Source organism: Chitinophaga sp. YR573 (genome assembly GCF_900110995.1).
In the GTDB taxonomy this organism is placed as follows: domain Bacteria; phylum Bacteroidota; class Bacteroidia; order Chitinophagales; family Chitinophagaceae; genus Chitinophaga.
Map to the genome: position 1 here is coordinate 141,199 of NZ_FOJF01000001.1, position 18,252 is coordinate 159,450.

The 18,252-nt window shown below is 40.1% G+C and carries 25 protein-coding genes; all 25 read left to right on the top strand.

Annotated features, from left to right (window positions below; all coding sequences use genetic code 11):
* The coding region (locus tag BMW86_RS32680) for a hypothetical protein (protein ID WP_218149085.1) at positions 1-563 on the top strand (563 nt) is incomplete at its 5' end.
* A gap of 34 nt (positions 564-597) precedes the next feature.
* A complete protein-coding gene (locus BMW86_RS00565; protein WP_089777932.1) occupies positions 598-2,604 on the top strand; it encodes an AAA family ATPase in 2,007 nt (668 codons plus the stop codon).
* A 22-nt stretch (positions 2,605-2,626) separates the two neighbouring features.
* Positions 2,627-3,490 (top strand): hypothetical protein, encoded by an 864-nt coding sequence (locus BMW86_RS00570; protein ID WP_089777934.1) that lies wholly within the window; start codon positions 2,627-2,629, stop codon positions 3,488-3,490.
* Complete coding sequence (locus BMW86_RS00575) at positions 3,490-4,227, top strand: MBL fold metallo-hydrolase (protein ID WP_089777936.1); 738 nt, start codon at positions 3,490-3,492, stop codon at positions 4,225-4,227. Before BMW86_RS00570 ends, BMW86_RS00575 begins: the two co-directional genes overlap by 1 nt.
* Complete coding sequence (locus tag BMW86_RS00580; protein WP_089777938.1) at positions 4,227-4,640, top strand: hypothetical protein; 414 nt, start codon at positions 4,227-4,229, stop codon at positions 4,638-4,640. The genes BMW86_RS00575 and BMW86_RS00580 overlap by 1 nt, the downstream gene beginning before the upstream one ends.
* 28 nt (positions 4,641-4,668) lie before the next feature.
* Entirely contained in the window at positions 4,669-5,199 is a 531-nt protein-coding gene (locus tag BMW86_RS00585; protein WP_089777940.1) for a hypothetical protein, read from the top strand.
* 42 nt (positions 5,200-5,241) lie between these two features.
* Positions 5,242-6,900, top strand: coding sequence for a DEAD/DEAH box helicase (locus BMW86_RS00590; RefSeq protein WP_089777942.1), 1,659 nt, complete (start codon positions 5,242-5,244; stop codon positions 6,898-6,900).
* Between the two features lie 3 nt (positions 6,901-6,903).
* Positions 6,904-7,125, top strand: coding sequence for a hypothetical protein (locus BMW86_RS00595; RefSeq protein ID WP_089777944.1), 222 nt, complete (start codon positions 6,904-6,906; stop codon positions 7,123-7,125).
* Between the two features lie 2 nt (positions 7,126-7,127).
* The gene (locus tag BMW86_RS00600) at positions 7,128-7,991 is read left to right on the top strand and encodes a DUF4373 domain-containing protein (protein WP_089777945.1); all 864 of its coding nucleotides are present in this window, start codon (positions 7,128-7,130) and stop codon (positions 7,989-7,991) included.
* Positions 7,903-9,408 carry a replicative DNA helicase gene (dnaB, locus tag BMW86_RS00605; RefSeq protein WP_089777948.1) on the top strand — a complete coding sequence of 502 codons (1,506 nt, stop codon included), beginning with the start codon at positions 7,903-7,905 and terminating at the stop codon, positions 9,406-9,408. The genes BMW86_RS00600 and dnaB overlap by 89 nt, the downstream gene beginning before the upstream one ends.
* Complete coding sequence (locus tag BMW86_RS00610; protein ID WP_089777950.1) at positions 9,408-9,845, top strand: DUF559 domain-containing protein; 438 nt, start codon at positions 9,408-9,410, stop codon at positions 9,843-9,845. The genes dnaB and BMW86_RS00610 overlap by 1 nt, the downstream gene beginning before the upstream one ends.
* On the top strand, positions 9,842-11,431 hold the full coding sequence (locus tag BMW86_RS00615) for a DNA cytosine methyltransferase (protein ID WP_089777952.1): 1,590 nt from the start codon (positions 9,842-9,844) through the stop codon (positions 11,429-11,431). Before BMW86_RS00610 ends, BMW86_RS00615 begins: the two co-directional genes overlap by 4 nt.
* Position 11,432: 1 nt before the next feature.
* Positions 11,433-11,780, top strand: a complete 348-nt coding sequence (locus BMW86_RS00620; protein WP_089777953.1) for a hypothetical protein — start codon at positions 11,433-11,435, stop codon at positions 11,778-11,780.
* Positions 11,781-11,782: 2 nt separating this feature from the next.
* Entirely contained in the window at positions 11,783-12,472 is a 690-nt protein-coding gene (locus tag BMW86_RS00625; protein WP_218149086.1) for a DNA methyltransferase, read from the top strand.
* A complete protein-coding gene (locus tag BMW86_RS00630; protein WP_089777957.1) occupies positions 12,472-12,807 on the top strand; it encodes a DUF7768 domain-containing protein in 336 nt (111 codons plus the stop codon). The genes BMW86_RS00625 and BMW86_RS00630 overlap by 1 nt, the downstream gene beginning before the upstream one ends.
* On the top strand, positions 12,788-13,054 hold the full coding sequence (locus tag BMW86_RS00635; protein WP_089777959.1) for a hypothetical protein: 267 nt from the start codon (positions 12,788-12,790) through the stop codon (positions 13,052-13,054). The genes BMW86_RS00630 and BMW86_RS00635 overlap by 20 nt, the downstream gene beginning before the upstream one ends.
* Before the next feature lies 1 nt (position 13,055).
* The gene (locus BMW86_RS00640) at positions 13,056-13,754 is read left to right on the top strand and encodes a hypothetical protein (protein WP_089777961.1); all 699 of its coding nucleotides are present in this window, start codon (positions 13,056-13,058) and stop codon (positions 13,752-13,754) included.
* Positions 13,755-13,756: 2 nt separating this feature from the next.
* Positions 13,757-13,993 carry a hypothetical protein gene (locus tag BMW86_RS00645; RefSeq protein ID WP_089777963.1) on the top strand — a complete coding sequence of 79 codons (237 nt, stop codon included), beginning with the start codon at positions 13,757-13,759 and terminating at the stop codon, positions 13,991-13,993.
* Positions 13,994-14,023: 30 nt separating this feature from the next.
* Entirely contained in the window at positions 14,024-14,194 is a 171-nt protein-coding gene (locus tag BMW86_RS32685; protein ID WP_177189118.1) for a hypothetical protein, read from the top strand.
* A 32-nt stretch (positions 14,195-14,226) separates the two neighbouring features.
* Complete coding sequence (locus tag BMW86_RS00650) at positions 14,227-14,526, top strand: hypothetical protein (RefSeq protein WP_089777964.1); 300 nt, start codon at positions 14,227-14,229, stop codon at positions 14,524-14,526.
* A gap of 563 nt (positions 14,527-15,089) precedes the next feature.
* Positions 15,090-15,449: a hypothetical protein gene (locus tag BMW86_RS00660; RefSeq protein WP_089777966.1), complete on the top strand. Its 360-nt coding sequence runs from the start codon at positions 15,090-15,092 to the stop codon at positions 15,447-15,449.
* Entirely contained in the window at positions 15,440-17,107 is a 1,668-nt protein-coding gene (locus tag BMW86_RS00665) for an SNF2-related protein (protein WP_089777968.1), read from the top strand. Before BMW86_RS00660 ends, BMW86_RS00665 begins: the two co-directional genes overlap by 10 nt.
* Positions 17,108-17,119: 12 nt before the next feature.
* On the top strand, positions 17,120-17,389 hold the full coding sequence (locus BMW86_RS00670; RefSeq protein WP_089777971.1) for a hypothetical protein: 270 nt from the start codon (positions 17,120-17,122) through the stop codon (positions 17,387-17,389).
* A gap of 52 nt (positions 17,390-17,441) precedes the next feature.
* Positions 17,442-17,867: a hypothetical protein gene (locus tag BMW86_RS00675; protein ID WP_089777973.1), complete on the top strand. Its 426-nt coding sequence runs from the start codon at positions 17,442-17,444 to the stop codon at positions 17,865-17,867.
* A 5-nt stretch (positions 17,868-17,872) separates the two neighbouring features.
* Positions 17,873-18,178 carry a hypothetical protein gene (locus BMW86_RS00680; RefSeq protein WP_089777975.1) on the top strand — a complete coding sequence of 102 codons (306 nt, stop codon included), beginning with the start codon at positions 17,873-17,875 and terminating at the stop codon, positions 18,176-18,178.
* Positions 18,179-18,252: the final 74 nt, after the last annotated feature.

Consider the following 18,252-nt stretch of genomic DNA (forward strand, 5'->3'; position numbering starts at 1 on the left):
TCACTGATAAGCGCAATGAAGCCGGGGAACAGCTGCTGAAGCAATCACCTTCAAATGAGGACCTGCGCTACATCATCGAATACACTGATAAGCGCAATGAAGCCTGGGAACAGCTGCTGAAGCAATCACCTTCAAATGAGGACCTGCGCTACATCATCGAATACACTGATAAGCGCAATGAAGCCGGGGAACAGCTGCTGAAGCAATCACCTTCAAATGAGGACCTGACAGTTCTTATTACAAATGGTGTAATGATTCATGAAGCATCTGCGGTATTAAGAGAACGGTTTGGAGCGCAGATGGTAGACGAAGCCGCACTCATAAAAGACATTGCAACAACAGTTAATAATCAGCCAGGTTGTTTGCAAATGGAGAAATGGCATTGTGGCACATCTCACTGCATAGCTGGTTGGGCGACAATCCTTAGTCCTATTGCACGGGAAATAGAGCAGAAAACGGACACCAAAACTGCTGGATGTACGGTAATACCATCCTTAGCATATCTCTTCTTCTCTGACAATGATACAGTCCTGAAGAAGCTGAAAGAAATAGCATCTATCTAATTACCATGGAGATCTCTCTACAACAATTATTATAATGAAATTCGAATTACAGCAACTCACAATTACAAATTTCAAAGGGGTGAAATCGCAGGTGCTGGTACCTGGTCAGGTAACTAACGTGTACGGAGCTAATGAAACTGGTAAGACTACTCTATATGACGCCTTCCTCTGGCTGCTTTTCGATAAGGATAGTTCTGACAGGTCAAAGTTCGCAATCAAGAATACTGTTGACACTTCGCTGAACCGTGCGGATCATGAAGTTAAAGCCTCTCTCCTGGTGGATGGCAGATCACTTACCCTGAAGAAGGTATACCGGGAAGTATGGGAAAAGAAGCGCGGATCTGACACCGCAGTGTTCACGAAGAACGAGGCACAATACTATTGGAATGATACTCCTTGTAATATGGGTGACTTTCAGAGCAGACTTGCGGACCTGATCAAAGAAGAGGTTTTTAAGCTGATCACCAGCACTAAATATTTCAATGAAGTACTTACATGGACGCGTCGCAGAGATGCGCTCTTAAAGCTTGCAGGTGAGATTACAAACGAAGAAGTTATTGTCACCATTTCTGACAAATCAACCATCGCGAGTTTTGCTGAATTAATTAAACTTCTCAATGAAAACAAAACCATTGAGGATATCAAAAAGGAATATTCCTCTAAGAAGCGGAACATCAAGGAAACACTTGAACACATACCTGCCAGAATAGATGAACTGACAAAATCCATTCCAGAAAAACAAGACTTCTCGGTGATCACGGCTAATCTGAAAAAGAAAGAAGCGGAACTTACAGGTATCGACGAGCTGATATTGAACGCCTCGAAAGCGCTTCAGGTCAAACAAACAGAACAACGCGACATTCAGCAGAAAATCTTCTCTCTACAGCGGGAACTTGACAGCATCAAGAACAACCTTAAGACAGAAATACTGCAGGCAGATAAAACCGGTGTTCAGGATATTGATACTGCAAATGCAACGATCAAAAGACTGAACTATAGTCTTACTTCGATCATAAATGATATTAATACTGTCAATGCTAATATCACTAAGTATAATGGCCTGCGTGAGAACCTGCGTTTAGTATTCGATAAAATTAATGAGCGTGAGCTTGTGTACAAAGAAGGTGAATTTGCATGCTCAACCTGTCAACGTCCTCTTGAAGCAACAGATGTAGATGCAAAGAAAGCAGAAATGGAAAAGGCATTCAATGTAAAAAATGTTGCTGATAAGGAGAAAATCCGTGAGGAAGGGAAAGGGTATGCGGCAAAGGTTGTTGAATACGAAGCGCAATTAGCAGAATACAATCAGAGTAAAGCAGATGTATTGGCAGAACTTGAAAAAGAGGAAGCTAATCTTGCTACTCTGAAAGAAAATTATATAACTCCCCGCCCTGTTGAAGATCGCCTTCATGAAGCCGTTGATACTAATGAAAAGTACAATGACATTAACACGCAAATCACCACTCTACAGAGTCAGATTAAAGACGAAACGGCTGTAGATAATCAGGAACTCCTTGATAAGAAAAAGGCTGTTACCTCTGAGGTTGATGCTCTGAAACAACAGTTGTCTACTAAGGCACAAATTGAAGCAGCAGAGAAGCGTATAAAGGAACTGCAAGAAGAAGAGAAGTCTCTCTCTCAGGAATTAGCACAGCTTGAGAAAACAGAATTCGCTGTCGAACAATTCACGAAAGGAAAGATGGACCTGATGGAATCACGTATCGCAGACAAGTTCAAGCATGTGAAGTTTAAACTGTTTGATCGCCAGGTCAACGGAGGTGTTGTAGAGTGCTGTGAAAGTATGTACAAGGGTGTTCCTTATCCTGAACTCAATACAGCCGGTAAAGTGCAGGCAGGATTGGATATAATCGACACACTTTCTCATCACTATAATATCTCCGCCCCCATCTTCATCGACTGCCGTGAGTCTGTAACCTGGATACCAGATACTGACAGTCAAATTATAAACCTGATAGTATCACCGAAGGATAAGAAGATTCGCGTTGAAACTGCAGGTGTGATGGATACCTTATTCAATTAACCTGATTCAATAATTATAGATTATGACACAGGATATTACGAAGCAATTATCATTGCCGCCCACACAATTCAATTATTTCGATGGTGAGCAGTTCGCCGTAATGCAACGGCTTTGCAACATGTTTGCAAGTAGCGACTTAGTACCTGACAGATACCGGGTTTCGGATAAAAATCCTGAAAAGAAAGCTGTTGCTAATTGCATGATAGCAATAGAAACAGCAATGAGGATAGGCGCAAGTCCTTTAATGGTAATGCAGAACATGGATATTATACAAGGTAAACCGTCCTGGTCAAGCAAATTTCTGATTGGTACTATTAATACATGCGGAAGGTTTAGTCAGCTTAAATACAAGATCGAAAATCTTGGCAAGGTTGGCAAAGTGGAATATTTGGAAACTAAATGGGTAGGAGGCCAAAAGCAAACGTCTAAACTTACTTTCGACGGGACCAATGTTGATAATCTACAGTGCATTGCTTATGCTAATGAGAAAGGATCTGATACAGTCTTGGAAAGCTCTGAAGTCTCTATCAAACTTGCGATACAAGAAGGTTGGTATCAAAAGGTTGGCTCAAAATGGCCCACAATGACAAAAAAAATGCTCATGTACCGTGCGGCATCCTTCTGGACAAATGAGCATGCACCAGAACTAAGCTTAGGCATGAAGACTGTTGAAGAAGCAAATGACATTGAAGACATCGACTTTGAAGATGTATCAGATCGCGTTAAGAAAGAAGTAAAGCAGCATGGAAATAAAAAGGTTGTGAATATGGATGAAGAACCACTTACCCAAACTACAGATAATAACGCTGCTACAGATAAAGGCAATGGCGCAGAGGCAGAACAAGTAAATAATCAAACTTCAGAAAAAGAAGAACCGGGTTTTTGATGGAACTAAAAATTATATCCAGCTCCAGCGCAGGAAACTGCTATCTACTTGAAAATGAGAAGGAAGCTCTCATTATAGAAGCCGGTGTACGCTTCGAACAAATTAAGAAAGGGCTGAATTTCAATCTTAGCAAAGTAGTTGCCTGCATCATCACGCATGAGGATGGGGATCACTGTAAGGCTGTTCAGGATGTGATGGCAGCAGGTATTACTGTATATGCATCTGCAGGTACTCACAATGCAATGGGAACATCATCTCATCACAGGGCCGCTATTACTGATGGCACACTGAAAACAGCAGGTGGTTTTCAATTCAAATCTTTTGATGTTAAGCATGATGCTACAGAACCGGTTGGGTATCTAATAAAGCATGCGGAAACAGGTAATGTACTTTTCCTCACTGATACCTATTTCTGTGAATACTCATTCTCTGGATTGAACAACATCATTATAGAAGCGAATTATAGCCAGGATATACTTGATGAACAGGTTAAGCTAGGGGTAATTCATAGGAAGCTTCGTAATAGGATCATCATATCTCACATGAGCATTGATACCTGCATAGATCTTCTTATGGCAAATGATCTTAGACAGGTGAATAACATAGTACTCATACACCTGTCTGATAAGAACAGCAATGCTATTCAATTCAAACAAAGAGTGGAGGAGTCAACCGGTAAGTGTGTTCACGTAGCAGATGTTAACCAGATAATCAATTTCAACAGAAATCCTTTCTAATGACTGAACGCATCTGCCATATAGAGTCCGGTAAAATAGCCAACCCACAGGAGATTAGGAAACTTTTTTCTGAATTGCAAGATGGCATCTACCTGGTTAGAGTAGCAACACGTAAGCCACGTAGCCCGTTACAAAATGAATATTACTGGGGGGTTGTATGTGACATGGTAAGAGAAGGGTTATATGATACCGGATATAGAGAAGTTAAAACTAAGGCTGACGCACATCAAATAATGAAGATGTTATTCCTGAAGAAGAAAAAATACAATCACAAAACTGGAAAAGTGAAAGAATATATTGGCAGTACGGCAAATCTTTCTACTGTTGAATTTAATACTTACATAGAGGAAATCATTCAATGGGCAGTTGAATATTTGAATATCCAAATACCATTACCCAATGAGATTTTATAATTTTTCTAATCTAAAAACAATTTTTTAAATGAGTAACAGGATTACCATCAAAGATGCCGCAATCACTTCAGGACATGGGCTACGCCTTGTCTATGTTAAACGTGAAAAGGATGGCAGTTTCACAGACAGCAAAAGCAGCTTCTCTGCAGCTGTACACAACGACCTTGAACTTGCATTTGCTAAGCTGTTCCCACACTTGGCTATATCCGTAGAATATTATATCCCAAAAGAGGGAGAGGATATAGAAAAGATGCAGTATGATTTCTTTGATTACTTCAAGGTTAGTACTGTTTCTTTTCTCAGCGAGGATACTGGTGTAGTCATATCTGGAAGCCGTAGACTTTCTACTGGTAAATCAATCCCAGTAACCTCCCCTCCTATCAAGTGGGAAGAATCAGAAGACAAAGGTTACCCATACGTTTCGGAATTGGCAGAACTGATTGAGCAGATCAAGACAGAGATCAATGCATATTTAGCAGGTAAGCATGCTCCTGAAGTACAACAACAACTTGCTTTTCCTGGTGCAGACGATGGTGTGGACGATGATGAATCAATCTAACAATCGTCTTCGATCCTTCCTTTAATTTACTTTTTACTAACAATGGAACCGACACATAAAATAATAGAAAAGAAAGAATGGTTTGAGTTTGAGTTTCCTTATCGTAAGGTAATGGTTGACTTGGTAAAACACCACTTCCCTGCCCCTTTAAGGAAATTTGATCCTATTAACAAAGTGTTTAAGGTTGACATTGTGCTGAGGTCAAAAGTGGAGGTATTCGCAGAGAAGTATAAGTTTCAGTTTGTGGATGCTGCAACACAACGTGCTAAATGGACTGAATATCCTCCACTACCTCAGCTGCAGGTAAATGAGTTACAATTCATCAAAAGGAAATTGTATCCCTTCCAGGCCGAAGGCGTTGCCTATTGCTTGGATAAGAAAGGAGCAATGAATGGTGATGATATGGGCCTTGGTAAAACTACTCAAGCAATTGCTACTACTACGATAGCTAATGCGTTCCCTGCACTTGTTATCTGTCCTTCTTCACTCAAACTTAATTGGCAGGAAGAATGGTTAACGGTAGCTGGTAAAGAGTCAATTATCCTACAGGATAATATAAGACGTACATGGCCTAATCTATGGAAAGTTATGGGTATCGGAGTATTCATCGTGAATTATGAAAGTCTGAGGAAATATTTTGTAGTGAAAGTACCTGGTGGCGACAGCTATAAAGTCAAAGATATTGAGTTCTCTCAATTTATTAAGCTTTTTAAGACTGTCATAATTGATGAAGCTCACAAGATAAAAGACTGGACTACCCAGCAAAGTAAATTCAGTATCGGGATTGCCCAAAATGCAGAATATAGGATGTTGCTTTCAGGAACATTTGTAGTAAATAATCCTAAGGATCTGATAGCTCCATTGTCTGTTACAGGTGCATTACATTCTGAGTTTGGTGGCTATAAGAAGTTTGTTGATACATTCTGCCCTGGAGGCAGAGCAACTAACCTTTTAGAATTAGGATATCGTCTCCGGAAGTCAGGTTTCTATATGAGAATGAAGAAGGATGTCTTGAAAGATCTTCCTGATAAAACCAGACAGGTTATACATGTCCACCTTAGTAATCAGGCAGAATATGATAAGGCAGAAAGAGATTTTGTTTCCTTCCTGGAAGACCAAGGTAAAAGCGATGAGCAAATATCAAAGGCAGTACGAGCGCAGGCATTAGTACAGATTGGAATTCTTAAAATGCTATCAGCAAAAGGAAAATTAGAAGCAGTAATTGAATATATACAGGAGGCCATTGCTGCTGGGAAAAAGGTAATCATATTCTGTTGGCATTTGGATATAGTTAATGTCATAATATCTGCTATACCTGGTGCAGTTGCCTTAACTGGTGAGCAGACACTGGAAGTAAGGCAACAGAATAAAAATCGTTTTCAGAATGACCCTTCTGTTACAGCAATTGTTACGACAATCAAAGCTGGTGGTGTAGGACATACACTTACAGCAGCTTCATTGGTATTATTCATTGAATTCGGCTGGAATCCAATGCACCATGATCAGGCAGAAGATAGGGCATATAGAATTGGCGTTAAAGACAACGTACTCTGTTGCTACTTCACCGGCCGCAATACAATAGATGATCACATATACAAAATCATTGAGACAAAAAGAGAAATGGTAGAGGCAATCAACGGTGGTGGTGACGATATTCAAACAAGCGTATTGGATGATTTGATCAACATTTATAAAAAATAAAGTATGTCAGATATAACTGTGGATAAGCTGCAAGATCTTGAAAAGAAGTATAAAAAGATTTTTGAATTGTCTGCAAAGCTTCGTCATCATCAAATCAGGCATATCAAGTTTAAAACTAGTGTTGACTTCGACAAAGGAGTTTATTACGCCAGACAACTTGATCACTTCATTAAGGAAGAATTAAAAGAGATACCTAAGTCAGAACAACAGGAATTATTTAAATAAATATGGCAAGGCCAGCGAAACAAGGATTGGATTACTTCCCAATGGATGTGGATCTTGACCAGGATGATAAACTGGGAATGATCATAGGTGAGTATGGCGAAAAGGGTGAAAAGCTTTTTACTAAACTGCTGTGTTGGATATACAAGCATAATGGGTATTTCACTGAGTGGGATGAAAGTGTACAGCTGAGGTTCTTGAGACGTTACGATTATTGTGGTTTCTCTATGAGTTTCATTAAAGAGCTGGTGCCGAAGTTTATTCGATGGGGTTTGTTAGATCAAACCGTGTTTAATACGTTTCAGATTCTCACATCAACACGTATACAGAAGACCTGGTTAGATGCATCAAGAAAACGTAAAGACAGGATAATAGATAGTAAAATCTGGATTTTAGAAGTAAATGACGGATTAAAGGCGGAAGAAACTACTAAACAGGCGGAAGTTATTGACAAAGTAAATGAAAGTAGAGTAAAAGAAATTAAAGAAGAAAAGATTGTTGTGCCGGAAGCGGTACCGCTTCCTCCTCCATCCAAAGATTCTTTAGAGGAAAAGCAGCAAAAGATGTTAGTCCGACAGAAGCAGTTTTATGATTCAATAGCACTTTTTGTAAAACAGTATTCAAAAGAAATGCTCAGGGCTTTCTACACACACTGGTCAGAACCCAACCGATCAAAGACTAAGATGAAATGTGAGATGGAAGATACCTGGGATTTAAGTCTCAGACTTATTAAATGGGAAAAGAACGAACAACGCTTTAGTAAAGGAAAAATAAATCAAAATGAACCAGGACAAATCACAGAGGAACAACTACAAGCAAAGAGGGCCATCGAGGATAGAACGCGCCGGATCGCGAACAATGAATCTTGATAGTGTGATTTATGGCAAGATACCGCCGCAGGCTAAAGAAATGGAAGAAGCAGTACTGGGTGCAATCATGCTGGAATCAAATGCTCTTGATATTGTTATAGAGTTCCTCAAGCCGGAAGTGTTTTATGTGGAAGCACATCAAAAGGTCTATTCTGCAATGGTAGATCTTGCCAGTAAATCTTTGCCTATAGACATATTAACCGTTGTAGAAGAACTCCGGTCAAGAGGCGAACTTGAAATGGTTGGAGGACCTTATTATGTCACAAGGTTAACAAACAATGTTGTCTCATCTGCAAATATTGAGGCTCATGCACGTATTGTATTGCAGAAGTTTCTACAAAGGGAAATGATCAGGATTTCAATGGAAACGTTGAATGAATGTTATGATGATCAGTCAGATGTTTTTGAAATTATGGATAAAGCAGGTAGCGAACTGTTTGCAATCAATTCCGGTCATCTAAAAAAAGACTTCAGGCCTATTTCCGAAGAATATACAAAAGAATTTAAGCTGCTTGTTGAAAGGATAACCAAGGATGAAAAGTTTACCGGTGTTCCTTCTGGATTCCCATCACTGGATGCAATCACATATGGATGGCAATCTACAGACCTTATAATAATTGCAGCACGTCCCAGTGTAGGCAAGACAGCATTCTCATTGAACTTGGCAAGGAATGCAGCCTATCATCCAATAAAGCCAACTAAAAGTGCGGTATTCTCCTTGGAAATGTCTACCGGTCAATTAACAGCACGACTAATGTCATCTGAATCAAGAGTAAGGTTAGCATCCATCAAACGCGGTAAGATGGAACAATGGGAACTGGAAAAAATAAAGAACCTGTGTGATCTCACATTCCTTCAGGATAACATCTTCATTGATGATACTCCAGCTCTTGGTGTATTTGAACTACGCGCAAAATGCCGCCGTTTGGTAAATAAACATGGGGTTGGATTGATCATTATTGATTACCTGCAGTTAATGAGTGGAGATGGCGGAAATAGAGAACAGGAAATAAGTAAAATTTCCCGGCAGCTGAAAGCACTTGCTAAGGAATTATGTGTTCCAATTATCGCACTATCTCAGTTAAGCCGGGATGTAGAAAAAAGGAATGCATCTGGTGAACCAAAATTGAGTGATTTACGTGAATCAGGAGCGATAGAACAGGATGCTGATCTCGTTGCTTTCCTATACCGGTTGGACTACCAACAAGAAGCCCATAAAGTAGACACTAATATTGCCGGAGTGACTTATGTTAAAATTGCAAAGCACCGGAATGGTGCATTAGAAACAATTATGATTAAAGCTGAATTATCCATTCAAAAATTTGGCGACATCACAGAGGATCAGGATACACAAGCTGCTGAAAGTTATGTAGAAAACCATCAATCTGCCAGTACTCAAGAAGAAATGCCATTCTGATGAAATCACCGCGCATGACAATAGCAGATCTGAAGCAGAGCAAGGTGGCAAATATTAACCAGCAGGCCTTTGATCAATTAGCAAAACCTGCAAAGAAGAAATCAGCTCATATACCTGGTCAAATGTCTCAGCAGGCACAGTGGATGTGGGGACAGCTGGTATGGTGGTCATTAGATAGAAAAATTGAAGTGGTGAAGGAGCATAAATTTCACCCGGAAAGAAAATGGCGGTTCGATTTTGCACTTCCTGATAAGAAGATTGGCATTGAATACGATGGGTTACAAAGTGTAAAGAGCCGGCATACAACGCTTACTGGATTTACCGGAGATACTGAGAAGATGAACGCCGCGCAGGCACTCGGATGGAAGGTATTACGGTTTACCGTAAAGAATTATAAGAATGTATTGAAGGAACTGGAAAAACAAATTGGATTATGAGGAAGGTATATTTTATAGACTTGTTTTGTGGTGCCGGTGGAGTTACTACTGGTATTGACAGGGCTAGGTACAAAGGAATGGAGTTTGCTAAAGTCATTGCATGCTTTAATCATGATCCAATGGCGATTGCAAGCCATGAAAGTAACCACCCAGATACTATCCATTTTTTAGAAAATATACTTACTGCCGATCTTACAAATGTTAGAGAAATTGTTGAGCGTTTACGAAGAGAAGATCCTTACTGTTTGATATTCATCTGGGCTTCTTTGGAATGCACCAACTTTTCGAAAGCTAAAGGAGGATTACCACGAGATGGTGATAGTCGCACTCTGGCCGATGGCTTGTTCCGCTACTTAGATGAACTTAATCCTGATGGCTTGTGGATTGAAAATGTTGAAGAGTTTATGTCGTGGGGACCGCTTGATGATAATGGCAAACCAATTAGTAAAAAATCAGGACAGGACTATTTACGATGGGTTAATGAAGTGAAAACATATGGATATGAATTTGAGTACCGAATACTCAATGCAGCTGACTATGGAGCTTACACCTCTCGAAAAAGATACTTTGCTCAATTCATGCGCCCCGAATTACCAATAGTATGGCCAGAAGCATCGCATGCAAAAAAACCTGCCGGCGGATGTTTCGGAACACTGGAAAAATGGAAAGCAGTAAAAGATGTATTAGACTTCAATGATGAAGGAGATAGCATCTTTACCAGGAAGAAGCCATTGTCAGACAAAACAATGGAAAGAATTTATGCTGGGCTATTAAAGTATGTGGCAGGCGGGAAACAGGCCTTCATTGCAAAATACTACTCGGGTAAACCTGATGGCAAAGTAATATCTATAGATGGTCCTGCAGGAACAGTTAGATGTAAAGATGGTCAATCACTTATTACTTCCTGTTTTATTGCTAAGTATTATAGCAACGGAGGACAACTGAATGGTGTTGACGAACCGGCATCAACTATATCAACAAAGGATAGGCTATCTCTTATTCAGCCTAAATACTGGATAGATAAGAATTATAGCGGAAAGTATAATCATCAATCAGTAGAACAACCAGCCGGCACCATAGTTACAAATGATAAGCACTCGGTTATGCAGGCTTTCCTAATGGGGACCAGCTACAATAACAATCCTACGAGTCTGGATGTTCCTGCACCAACTATAACGGCATCTCATCACGCATCATACCTGATTAATCCTTCATGGGGTGGTCATACTACCTCAACTAATCAACCATGCCCTGTTATTGTTGCGCGGCAAGATAAAGCACCTATGTATATGTTAATTGCCGTGCTAGGGAAAGTGGAGAACAAACTTATAATAGGGCGTTCTGTGATTGAGGTTAAGATAAGGTATTTCATGGCTGCTTATGGAATTATTAATATCAAAATGCGCATGTTGAAAATACCAGAACTACTCCGTATACAGGGATTTGGCGATGGATATATACTGAAAGGAACTGAAGCAGATAAGAAAAAATTCATTGGAAATGCTGTAGAAGTCAATCAGGCAAAGGTATTGATTGAGGCAAGTTATGCGGGGATTGTGAATTCAATAAATATAAAAACGGCTTAAGATGAATGACTACATGATATACCGACTTGCCTTGAAAAACGGAATGAAGCCGCCTGAGAAAAAGAAGCCCGGAAAGATTGCACGGTTTAGCAAGAAGCGTCAAAGAGCTAACAGGGAGTATGCAGAGAAGTCACGGCCGCTATGGATAGGTAAGCATTGCGCAATCAGCGCACCAGGTTGTACCGGTACTGCTCAGGGCATTCATCATAAAAAAGGGAAGTCCAGTATAGAACTCCTACTGGATGAACGATACTGGATACCGGCCTGTAATCATTGTAATACTTGGTGCGAGATATTTCCGGCGGAGGCAGAAAAGGAAGGATTCAAAATTTCAAGATTAAAAAAATAACTGTGTTAGAACTGAATAGGCTATACAATATGGACTGCATGGATGGGATGATGCATTTCCCTGATAAATATTTTGATTTAGCAATAGTAGATCCTCCATATGGAATAGGAGAAGATGGAGGAAAATCAGAAAGCAGATGCCGAAAGACAGGCGTTAAACCAAAAAAATATAAAAAAAAGACTTGGGATAGTTCCCCGCCGCCGATAGAATATTTTAATGAACTAATTCGAGTTTCAAAGAACCAGATTATTTGGGGTGCAAATCACTTTATAGATAGAATACCATTACCATCAAGTTGTTGGATAGTTTGGGATAAGGTTAACGGAGAAAATGATTTTGCAGATTGCGAACTAGCATATACATCTTTTAAAACTGCGGTAAGACAAGTAAAATATATGTGGCATGGATTTATGCAAGGTGCAGGTTTTGATGGCCGTATGAATGCTATTAAATCAAAAAACGAAAAAAGAATTCATCCTACTCAAAAACCAATTGCAATATATAAATGGCTATTGGACAAATATGCAAAACCTGGTCATAAAATATTAGATACTCACGGTGGTAGTTGTAGTTCATTAATTGCTTGCATAGACTTAAATTTTGAATATGTGGGTTTTGAGATTGATGAAGAATATTATCAAGATGCCATACAGAGAATAGAGGATTTCAAGTCTCAATTAAAACTTTTCTAATGAAAATAGTATACATCGCGCATCCTATCAGCGGAGACATTGCAGGCAATTTGGAGAAGATCAGGCAGATAGTAAGAAAGATTAATCTTGAATGTGCAGACATTGTTCCTTTCGCCCCATACTGGGTAGACTGCCACGCTTTGGATGATACGATTCCTTCAGAAAGAGAGCGGGGCATCAAAAATGATACTGAGTTCTTCAAACGTGGGGTAATTGATGAAGTGTGGCTGTTTGGAGATCGAATCAGTTTTGGCATGCAGTGTGAAATTGAAATGGCTGTTTCACTTGGTATTTCTGTCGTTAATCATCAGAACAATGAAGATAAGGCCTCGTAAAACTTTGATACCACCCAGGATTCTTTCACCGGAAGAGCAGGAAGCAAATAAGCTCTTCTCAACAGCCAGTTACCATTGTAAGGGTGCAAAGGGGACAATAGTCCACAAGACGCATTGTAAGGAAATGTTAGGTTTTGCCATCAAAATGAAACTGGCATCAATGCCTTACACAGATAGTAACGGAAGGAGGTATGAAAAATATCATTACTGGGAAAAGGTAAAAATAATCATTGAAAAAATACAATAAAATGAGTGACTATAAACCTGAAACACTTCCCAGCGGAGTGTTAATGAGAAAAATAAAAGATGACGATAATAGATTCATCTTGTCTGATCAGGGTCAGGCTCTGATCGTTACAAATATAGATATTGCCAGCATGTATGGACTTGCATACAAGGAAGAGCCAATTGACGCTGAACGGGCGTGGCATGATGTTTCTCAAAAGTTTCTCGAATCAGAACTTGAAAAGAGATTGGCAAATAACTGTATTGCCTGTACAATACAGGAGCGCGACGAACAGGTAAAGCAAATGCCTGCTCATACCTGTGGGATTGATGGACCTACCGATAAAAGTGCCGAAACAAACTCATATGATTCAGAGGTGCGCAGGATTGCCGAAATATTGGCAATGATTGAATACAAAAAATGTAAATGGGTGCTGATGACCTGGGATCAACTTACAGAAGCAACAATAAACCCTGACTATGATTTCGTCGGTATTGATTATTATATGGCTAAAAAACAGGAATTGATAGATTGTAAAATGGAAGAAGCTCATGTAATGATTGCTGAAATAAATACAGCACACTATAAGGGCTATGTAACCGGCTTAAGCGCCAAGGATCAATTCCCATTAGACGATGAAATTAGTATTGTTTCAAGGAGTCAATACTATTTAGCAACCTTAATTAAACGCGGACTTATTCCATCATCTGCAAATAAATAGAAATGACAAAGAAGCAATTAAAAGCATTGTCAGGGTTGTATTCAGCAATATTAATATCTAATGCATTGGGTAATGATGCTTACTCAGAACACTTAAAAGGATGGGATGTGGCTGTATTAGCTGATCTACTTAAAAAAAGGGCCTCTTCTATTGCGGAGTCATTTGGAGAAAAAGGAATTAATGCGATGAATATAGGTGATTTGGATAGCATGGTTATTTATTGTAAAGAAAACTTTTAAAACCGCCCCGGCGAACCGGGATAAGTAATTATGAACCAGAAATATGTTGAAATAAACAGGAAAGTCCTTAAAGAAGCTCTTGAAGAGATTGTGTCTACTATAGATGAATCTGTTACTGATATGGATGCAGATGACGCCATTCAGATTTCTTACAACGAAGCCTTGGTTATAATTGAGGCATTTAAGGAAATGGGTTATTAAACGCGTCCGGAAGCGATACCGGGGAATAAATTATGAATGATCTAACTAAAGAGAATTTCTGGAATAAATGTTTTGAAAAATATCCAGATGCTACACAGGAATTTTGCGAATGGATAGACGGATATAAAGCATCTGTTGACTGGGAAGAATTATTTGTATCTGGCATTAAATTTCATGACATCCCCGGAGAAATGCAGTGTGGTATCTGGATAGAGTTTGTTATTTCCCAGGGTGCCTGCTCATATGAGGTAGACTGGATTGAAACGGAATTGGGAGAAGAAATAATGGAGTATATGAAGCAAAGACAATATCAAATAATTGATGAATCATGAAAAACAGATTTGAACAGCCGCCCATAGGCATCATGGTCACATGGGGCAAAGATATGATTCAGGAGAAAGGCGGACTCCTTGCATTCATCCGGTACTTTGAACAGACTATGAAGCAAGAAGATGCTCTCTGGTTACAAAAATCTAAGAATTGCCCAACACAGGACATCAGCTATGTGTACATAATAGTTTGCAATCAGGTTCGATACCGACTGTTTTACGGAGGATATCAATCCGGAGAGACAACCATTCATAACGGGAATGGTCACAGTTGGTCCTCCCGGCAGGTGATAAGATGGCCGCGACTTGTTCTTGCAGGTCCAATAGTGAAAGCTCCTTACAAGATTCGGCAAAAGGGGTTCCAGGGATTCAGATATGTAACAGAAGAGTTATTCTAACTTGAAAAAGCAATTGCAAAATGCAAAGCATGAAATATAGATTACCACAGTTCAGATTGATGCATACAGTCTTTGGTGACATATGGCGTCCAATAAAAGGGCATGGAACAAATTACCGGCATCGTGGATTAAGTAACAGATATAGAAGGCTACTAAAGCAATCACATCATGACTGAGTATATTCAATCAATTGTGAAAGCGGTGAAAGGGAAAAGATTCAACCTGCAAGATGAAAAGGAATTGCAGACACAAATACATTGGTGTTTGAGCGGGTTAACAATACCAGTTAATAAAGAACATAACCTTAATGCAAAGAATATTCCTGACTTCTTCTTCCCTGATCAGGGCATTGCGGTTGAAGTAAAGATTAAGGGAAGCGCCCGGCTAATATATGCTCAGTGCGAAAGATATGCAGGATTCACAGAAGTAAAAGGAATCATTTTAATTACAAACAGGAGTATGGGATTTCCCGCTGAAATAAATGGGAAGCCGGCATACTTTATCAAGTTAGGGACAGCATGGCTATAGTAAGAACATTCGGGAAGCTGGAGTTTGATGTGAATGATAAACAATGGATTATCAGTGAAGCAGCACCTCATGTGTGCATAAAATTGAAATCTATCTTCCCGAAGATACCGAAACATGAAACGGTACCATTTAAAATAATGCATTCAACAGAGAATTGCCTTGACCTGGCATGGTTCATTGACCGGTATCCGTTGGAGATGTGCAATTCACATAAAGCAATACTTCAAGGAGGTAAGGCAAAGCAGTTGAAAAGGTTGGATCGTCTTGAAAGCATATTACTCCCCTCCTATAGTCCCAAAGATTCTGAGTTGAAACATCCCGCAAAAGCTAGGCACTATCAACAGGTTGCCAGGGATGTAAACATTGGCTGTAACCGCATGCTCTTAGGAGATGATTTAGGACTGGGTAAAACCGTGAGTGGAATTCTAATGCTATTGGAATCATCTAACCGACCTGCGGCGGTAGTATGTCCTATACATCTCGTTAAGCACTGGACAATGAAAATAGCAGAGTTCACAGACCTATCAGTGCATGAAATTAAGACCAGGAAGATTTATAGCCTTCCACCTGCTGATGTATACATAATCAGGTACAGCACTATTATGGGATGGGTGGATGTCTTCAGTCAGGGAATAATAAAATATGCCCTATTCGATGAAATACAGGATCTGCGTCATGATGCAACAAGTAAATACAATTCCGCAAAGGTATTGGCTGATAATGCAACACGCGTAACGGGGCTATCTGCAACACCTATTTACAACTACGCTGATGAGATATTCAATGTACTGAACCTTATAAAACCAGATTGCTTGGGAAGCTACAATGATTTTATAAGGGAATGGGCGGGAGGATGTATGAGTAATAAGATCATTATCAAAGACCCCAAGGCGTTGGGTACCTACCTGCGGGAAAACTTTCTCTTCCTGCGTAGAACAAGGGCGGATGTAGGCATGGAGCTTCCACGGATTAACACAATTGTGCAGAACGTAGACTATGACGAAGCAGAGGTAGAAAGATTTGAGGAGTTAGCTCGTATCCTGGCTATCAAGGTAACGCAAGGCAGTTTCATGGAACGCGGACAAGCAGCCAGGGAACTTGATATGCGTGCGCGGCAAGTAACCGGTGTTGCGAAAGCAAAGGCCGTTGCAGTATTTGTGAGAATGTTAATAGAATCAGGAGAACCGGTATTGCTGGGTGGTTGGCATCGTGAGGTATATGATATCTGGCAGGAAGAACTCAATGACCTACAACCAGTGTTCTACACCGGTACCGAATCATCAAGGCAGAAAAATGAGAGTGAAAAGCGATTTATTAACGGAGATACAAACCTGATGATTATGTCACTCCGTTCTGGCATCGGTGTAGATGGCCTGCAAAAACGTTGCTCAACGGTAGTTTATGGAGAACTGGACTGGTCAAAGAAGGTACATCAGCAGTTTACGGCCAGAATAGACCGTCCCGGGCAGACAAACCCTGTTACAGAATATTACCTCACAAGTGATGCCGGCAGCGACCCGCTAATCATAGACTTATTGGCGCTTAAGGAATCACAAGCAACAGGAATTATAGATCCTTTACAGGCTGTTTCAGAACAATACTCAGATGAAAGTAGAATCAAAATGCTTGCACAGCAGTACTTAACGAAGAAACAATAAACAATCTAAACTATGGGAAAAGATACATGGAGAGAATCATATGCCCCGCAAATATTCCATATCATCCAGGATAATAAGGATAAGCCGTTGAAGGAGATAAAGAAAATCCTTTGCGCCGCGAATCCTGGGCAGTATGGGCATATGAAAAAGACTTGGGCTAATGAATACATGCGCCAGCTCCGACAGTTCGCACAGACAGGAGTTATTACCAGTTTCCATGGCAACAATAAGAAAAATAAGGATTCAGCAGCAGGGCAACCGGAACTATTCAATACGATCTAAACGCAAATTTAAAAATGATGCCGTGTGAGTATGGCAATAAAACATCAAAACAATGGCAATTCTTAATTACACTACAAAGATTGATGCATGGAAGACCGTAGGAGAAATCCAACAGATAATCGTCCGGCATGGAGCAACCCACTTTAGCATTACTAATCAGGGAAGCATGCCTGTAGCCATGGTATTCACTATCGACTTTAAGGGAACGCCGCTCAACTTCAGTCTGCCTTGTAATTATACTGGTGTATTGAATTCTCTGCAGAAGAACAAGAAGATACCAGGGACATATAAGAATGAAGAGCAGGCGCTGCGTGTTGGCTGGCGGATTGTCAAGGATTGGGTTGAGGCACAGCTGGCCATGGTAGAAGCACAGGTTGCTAGTATCCAAGAGGTATTTATGCCTTACATGGTGATGCCATCAACCGGCAAAACGCTCTATCAATCTTTTCAGGACAAGGGAATGAAACTGTTAAACTAAAGGCTATGGTAATTCTAAAAATTAACAAGGGATTCAGGGCCAAAGCGGGTACACCCATATACAAATTTGACCTGAACGGTGAAATGGTTCACACCTATACCAGTATACATGATGCTATGATGCACGAGCATAAGTCCTATCAATCGCTGATGGCCGCGGTTGATTCGGGTGAGGAAATGAACGGACATCACTTCTCAACCGGGAAGCAATACAACAAAGGAGATAGGAAGCCAACACATGATGGAAAGAAAGAACCCTGGGAAACAGATGGCTTTTTCAATATAGATGGCTGGCGTAAAGTCTGCTTTTAACCGGGGAAAAGTACCGATGCTACCTTTACAGAAACCGTTAACCCATGGATACCATCAAAATATCGTGTATCATT

Bases quoted from the DNA above. Each gene is read 5' to 3' on its own strand.
- BMW86_RS00565 (WP_089777932.1), top strand. From the start codon at position 598: ATGAAATTCGAATTACAGCAACTCACAATTACAAATTTCAAAGGGGTG.
- BMW86_RS00640 (WP_089777961.1), top strand. From the start codon at position 13,056: ATGAGTGACTATAAACCTGAAACACTTCCCAGCGGAGTGTTAATGAGA.
- BMW86_RS00680 (WP_089777975.1), top strand. From the start codon at position 17,873: ATGGTAATTCTAAAAATTAACAAGGGATTCAGGGCCAAAGCGGGTACA.
- BMW86_RS00675 (WP_089777973.1), top strand. From the start codon at position 17,442: ATGGCAATTCTTAATTACACTACAAAGATTGATGCATGGAAGACCGTA.
- BMW86_RS00590 (WP_089777942.1), top strand. From the start codon at position 5,242: ATGGAACCGACACATAAAATAATAGAAAAGAAAGAATGGTTTGAGTTT.
- BMW86_RS00645 (WP_089777963.1), top strand. From the start codon at position 13,757: ATGACAAAGAAGCAATTAAAAGCATTGTCAGGGTTGTATTCAGCAATA.
- BMW86_RS00650 (WP_089777964.1), top strand. From the start codon at position 14,227: ATGAATGATCTAACTAAAGAGAATTTCTGGAATAAATGTTTTGAAAAA.
- BMW86_RS00570 (WP_089777934.1), top strand. From the start codon at position 2,627: ATGACACAGGATATTACGAAGCAATTATCATTGCCGCCCACACAATTC.
- BMW86_RS00660 (WP_089777966.1), top strand. From the start codon at position 15,090: ATGACTGAGTATATTCAATCAATTGTGAAAGCGGTGAAAGGGAAAAGA.
- BMW86_RS00635 (WP_089777959.1), top strand. From the start codon at position 12,788: ATGAAGATAAGGCCTCGTAAAACTTTGATACCACCCAGGATTCTTTCA.
- dnaB (WP_089777948.1), top strand. From the start codon at position 7,903: ATGAACCAGGACAAATCACAGAGGAACAACTACAAGCAAAGAGGGCCA.
- BMW86_RS00630 (WP_089777957.1), top strand. From the start codon at position 12,472: ATGAAAATAGTATACATCGCGCATCCTATCAGCGGAGACATTGCAGGC.
- BMW86_RS00580 (WP_089777938.1), top strand. From the start codon at position 4,227: ATGACTGAACGCATCTGCCATATAGAGTCCGGTAAAATAGCCAACCCA.
- BMW86_RS00665 (WP_089777968.1), top strand. From the start codon at position 15,440: ATGGCTATAGTAAGAACATTCGGGAAGCTGGAGTTTGATGTGAATGAT.
- BMW86_RS00620 (WP_089777953.1), top strand. From the start codon at position 11,433: ATGAATGACTACATGATATACCGACTTGCCTTGAAAAACGGAATGAAG.
- BMW86_RS00585 (WP_089777940.1), top strand. From the start codon at position 4,669: ATGAGTAACAGGATTACCATCAAAGATGCCGCAATCACTTCAGGACAT.
- BMW86_RS00615 (WP_089777952.1), top strand. From the start codon at position 9,842: ATGAGGAAGGTATATTTTATAGACTTGTTTTGTGGTGCCGGTGGAGTT.
- BMW86_RS00610 (WP_089777950.1), top strand. From the start codon at position 9,408: ATGAAATCACCGCGCATGACAATAGCAGATCTGAAGCAGAGCAAGGTG.
- BMW86_RS00670 (WP_089777971.1), top strand. From the start codon at position 17,120: ATGGGAAAAGATACATGGAGAGAATCATATGCCCCGCAAATATTCCAT.
- BMW86_RS00600 (WP_089777945.1), top strand. From the start codon at position 7,128: ATGGCAAGGCCAGCGAAACAAGGATTGGATTACTTCCCAATGGATGTG.
- BMW86_RS00575 (WP_089777936.1), top strand. From the start codon at position 3,490: ATGGAACTAAAAATTATATCCAGCTCCAGCGCAGGAAACTGCTATCTA.
- BMW86_RS32685 (WP_177189118.1), top strand. From the start codon at position 14,024: ATGAACCAGAAATATGTTGAAATAAACAGGAAAGTCCTTAAAGAAGCT.
- BMW86_RS00595 (WP_089777944.1), top strand. From the start codon at position 6,904: ATGTCAGATATAACTGTGGATAAGCTGCAAGATCTTGAAAAGAAGTAT.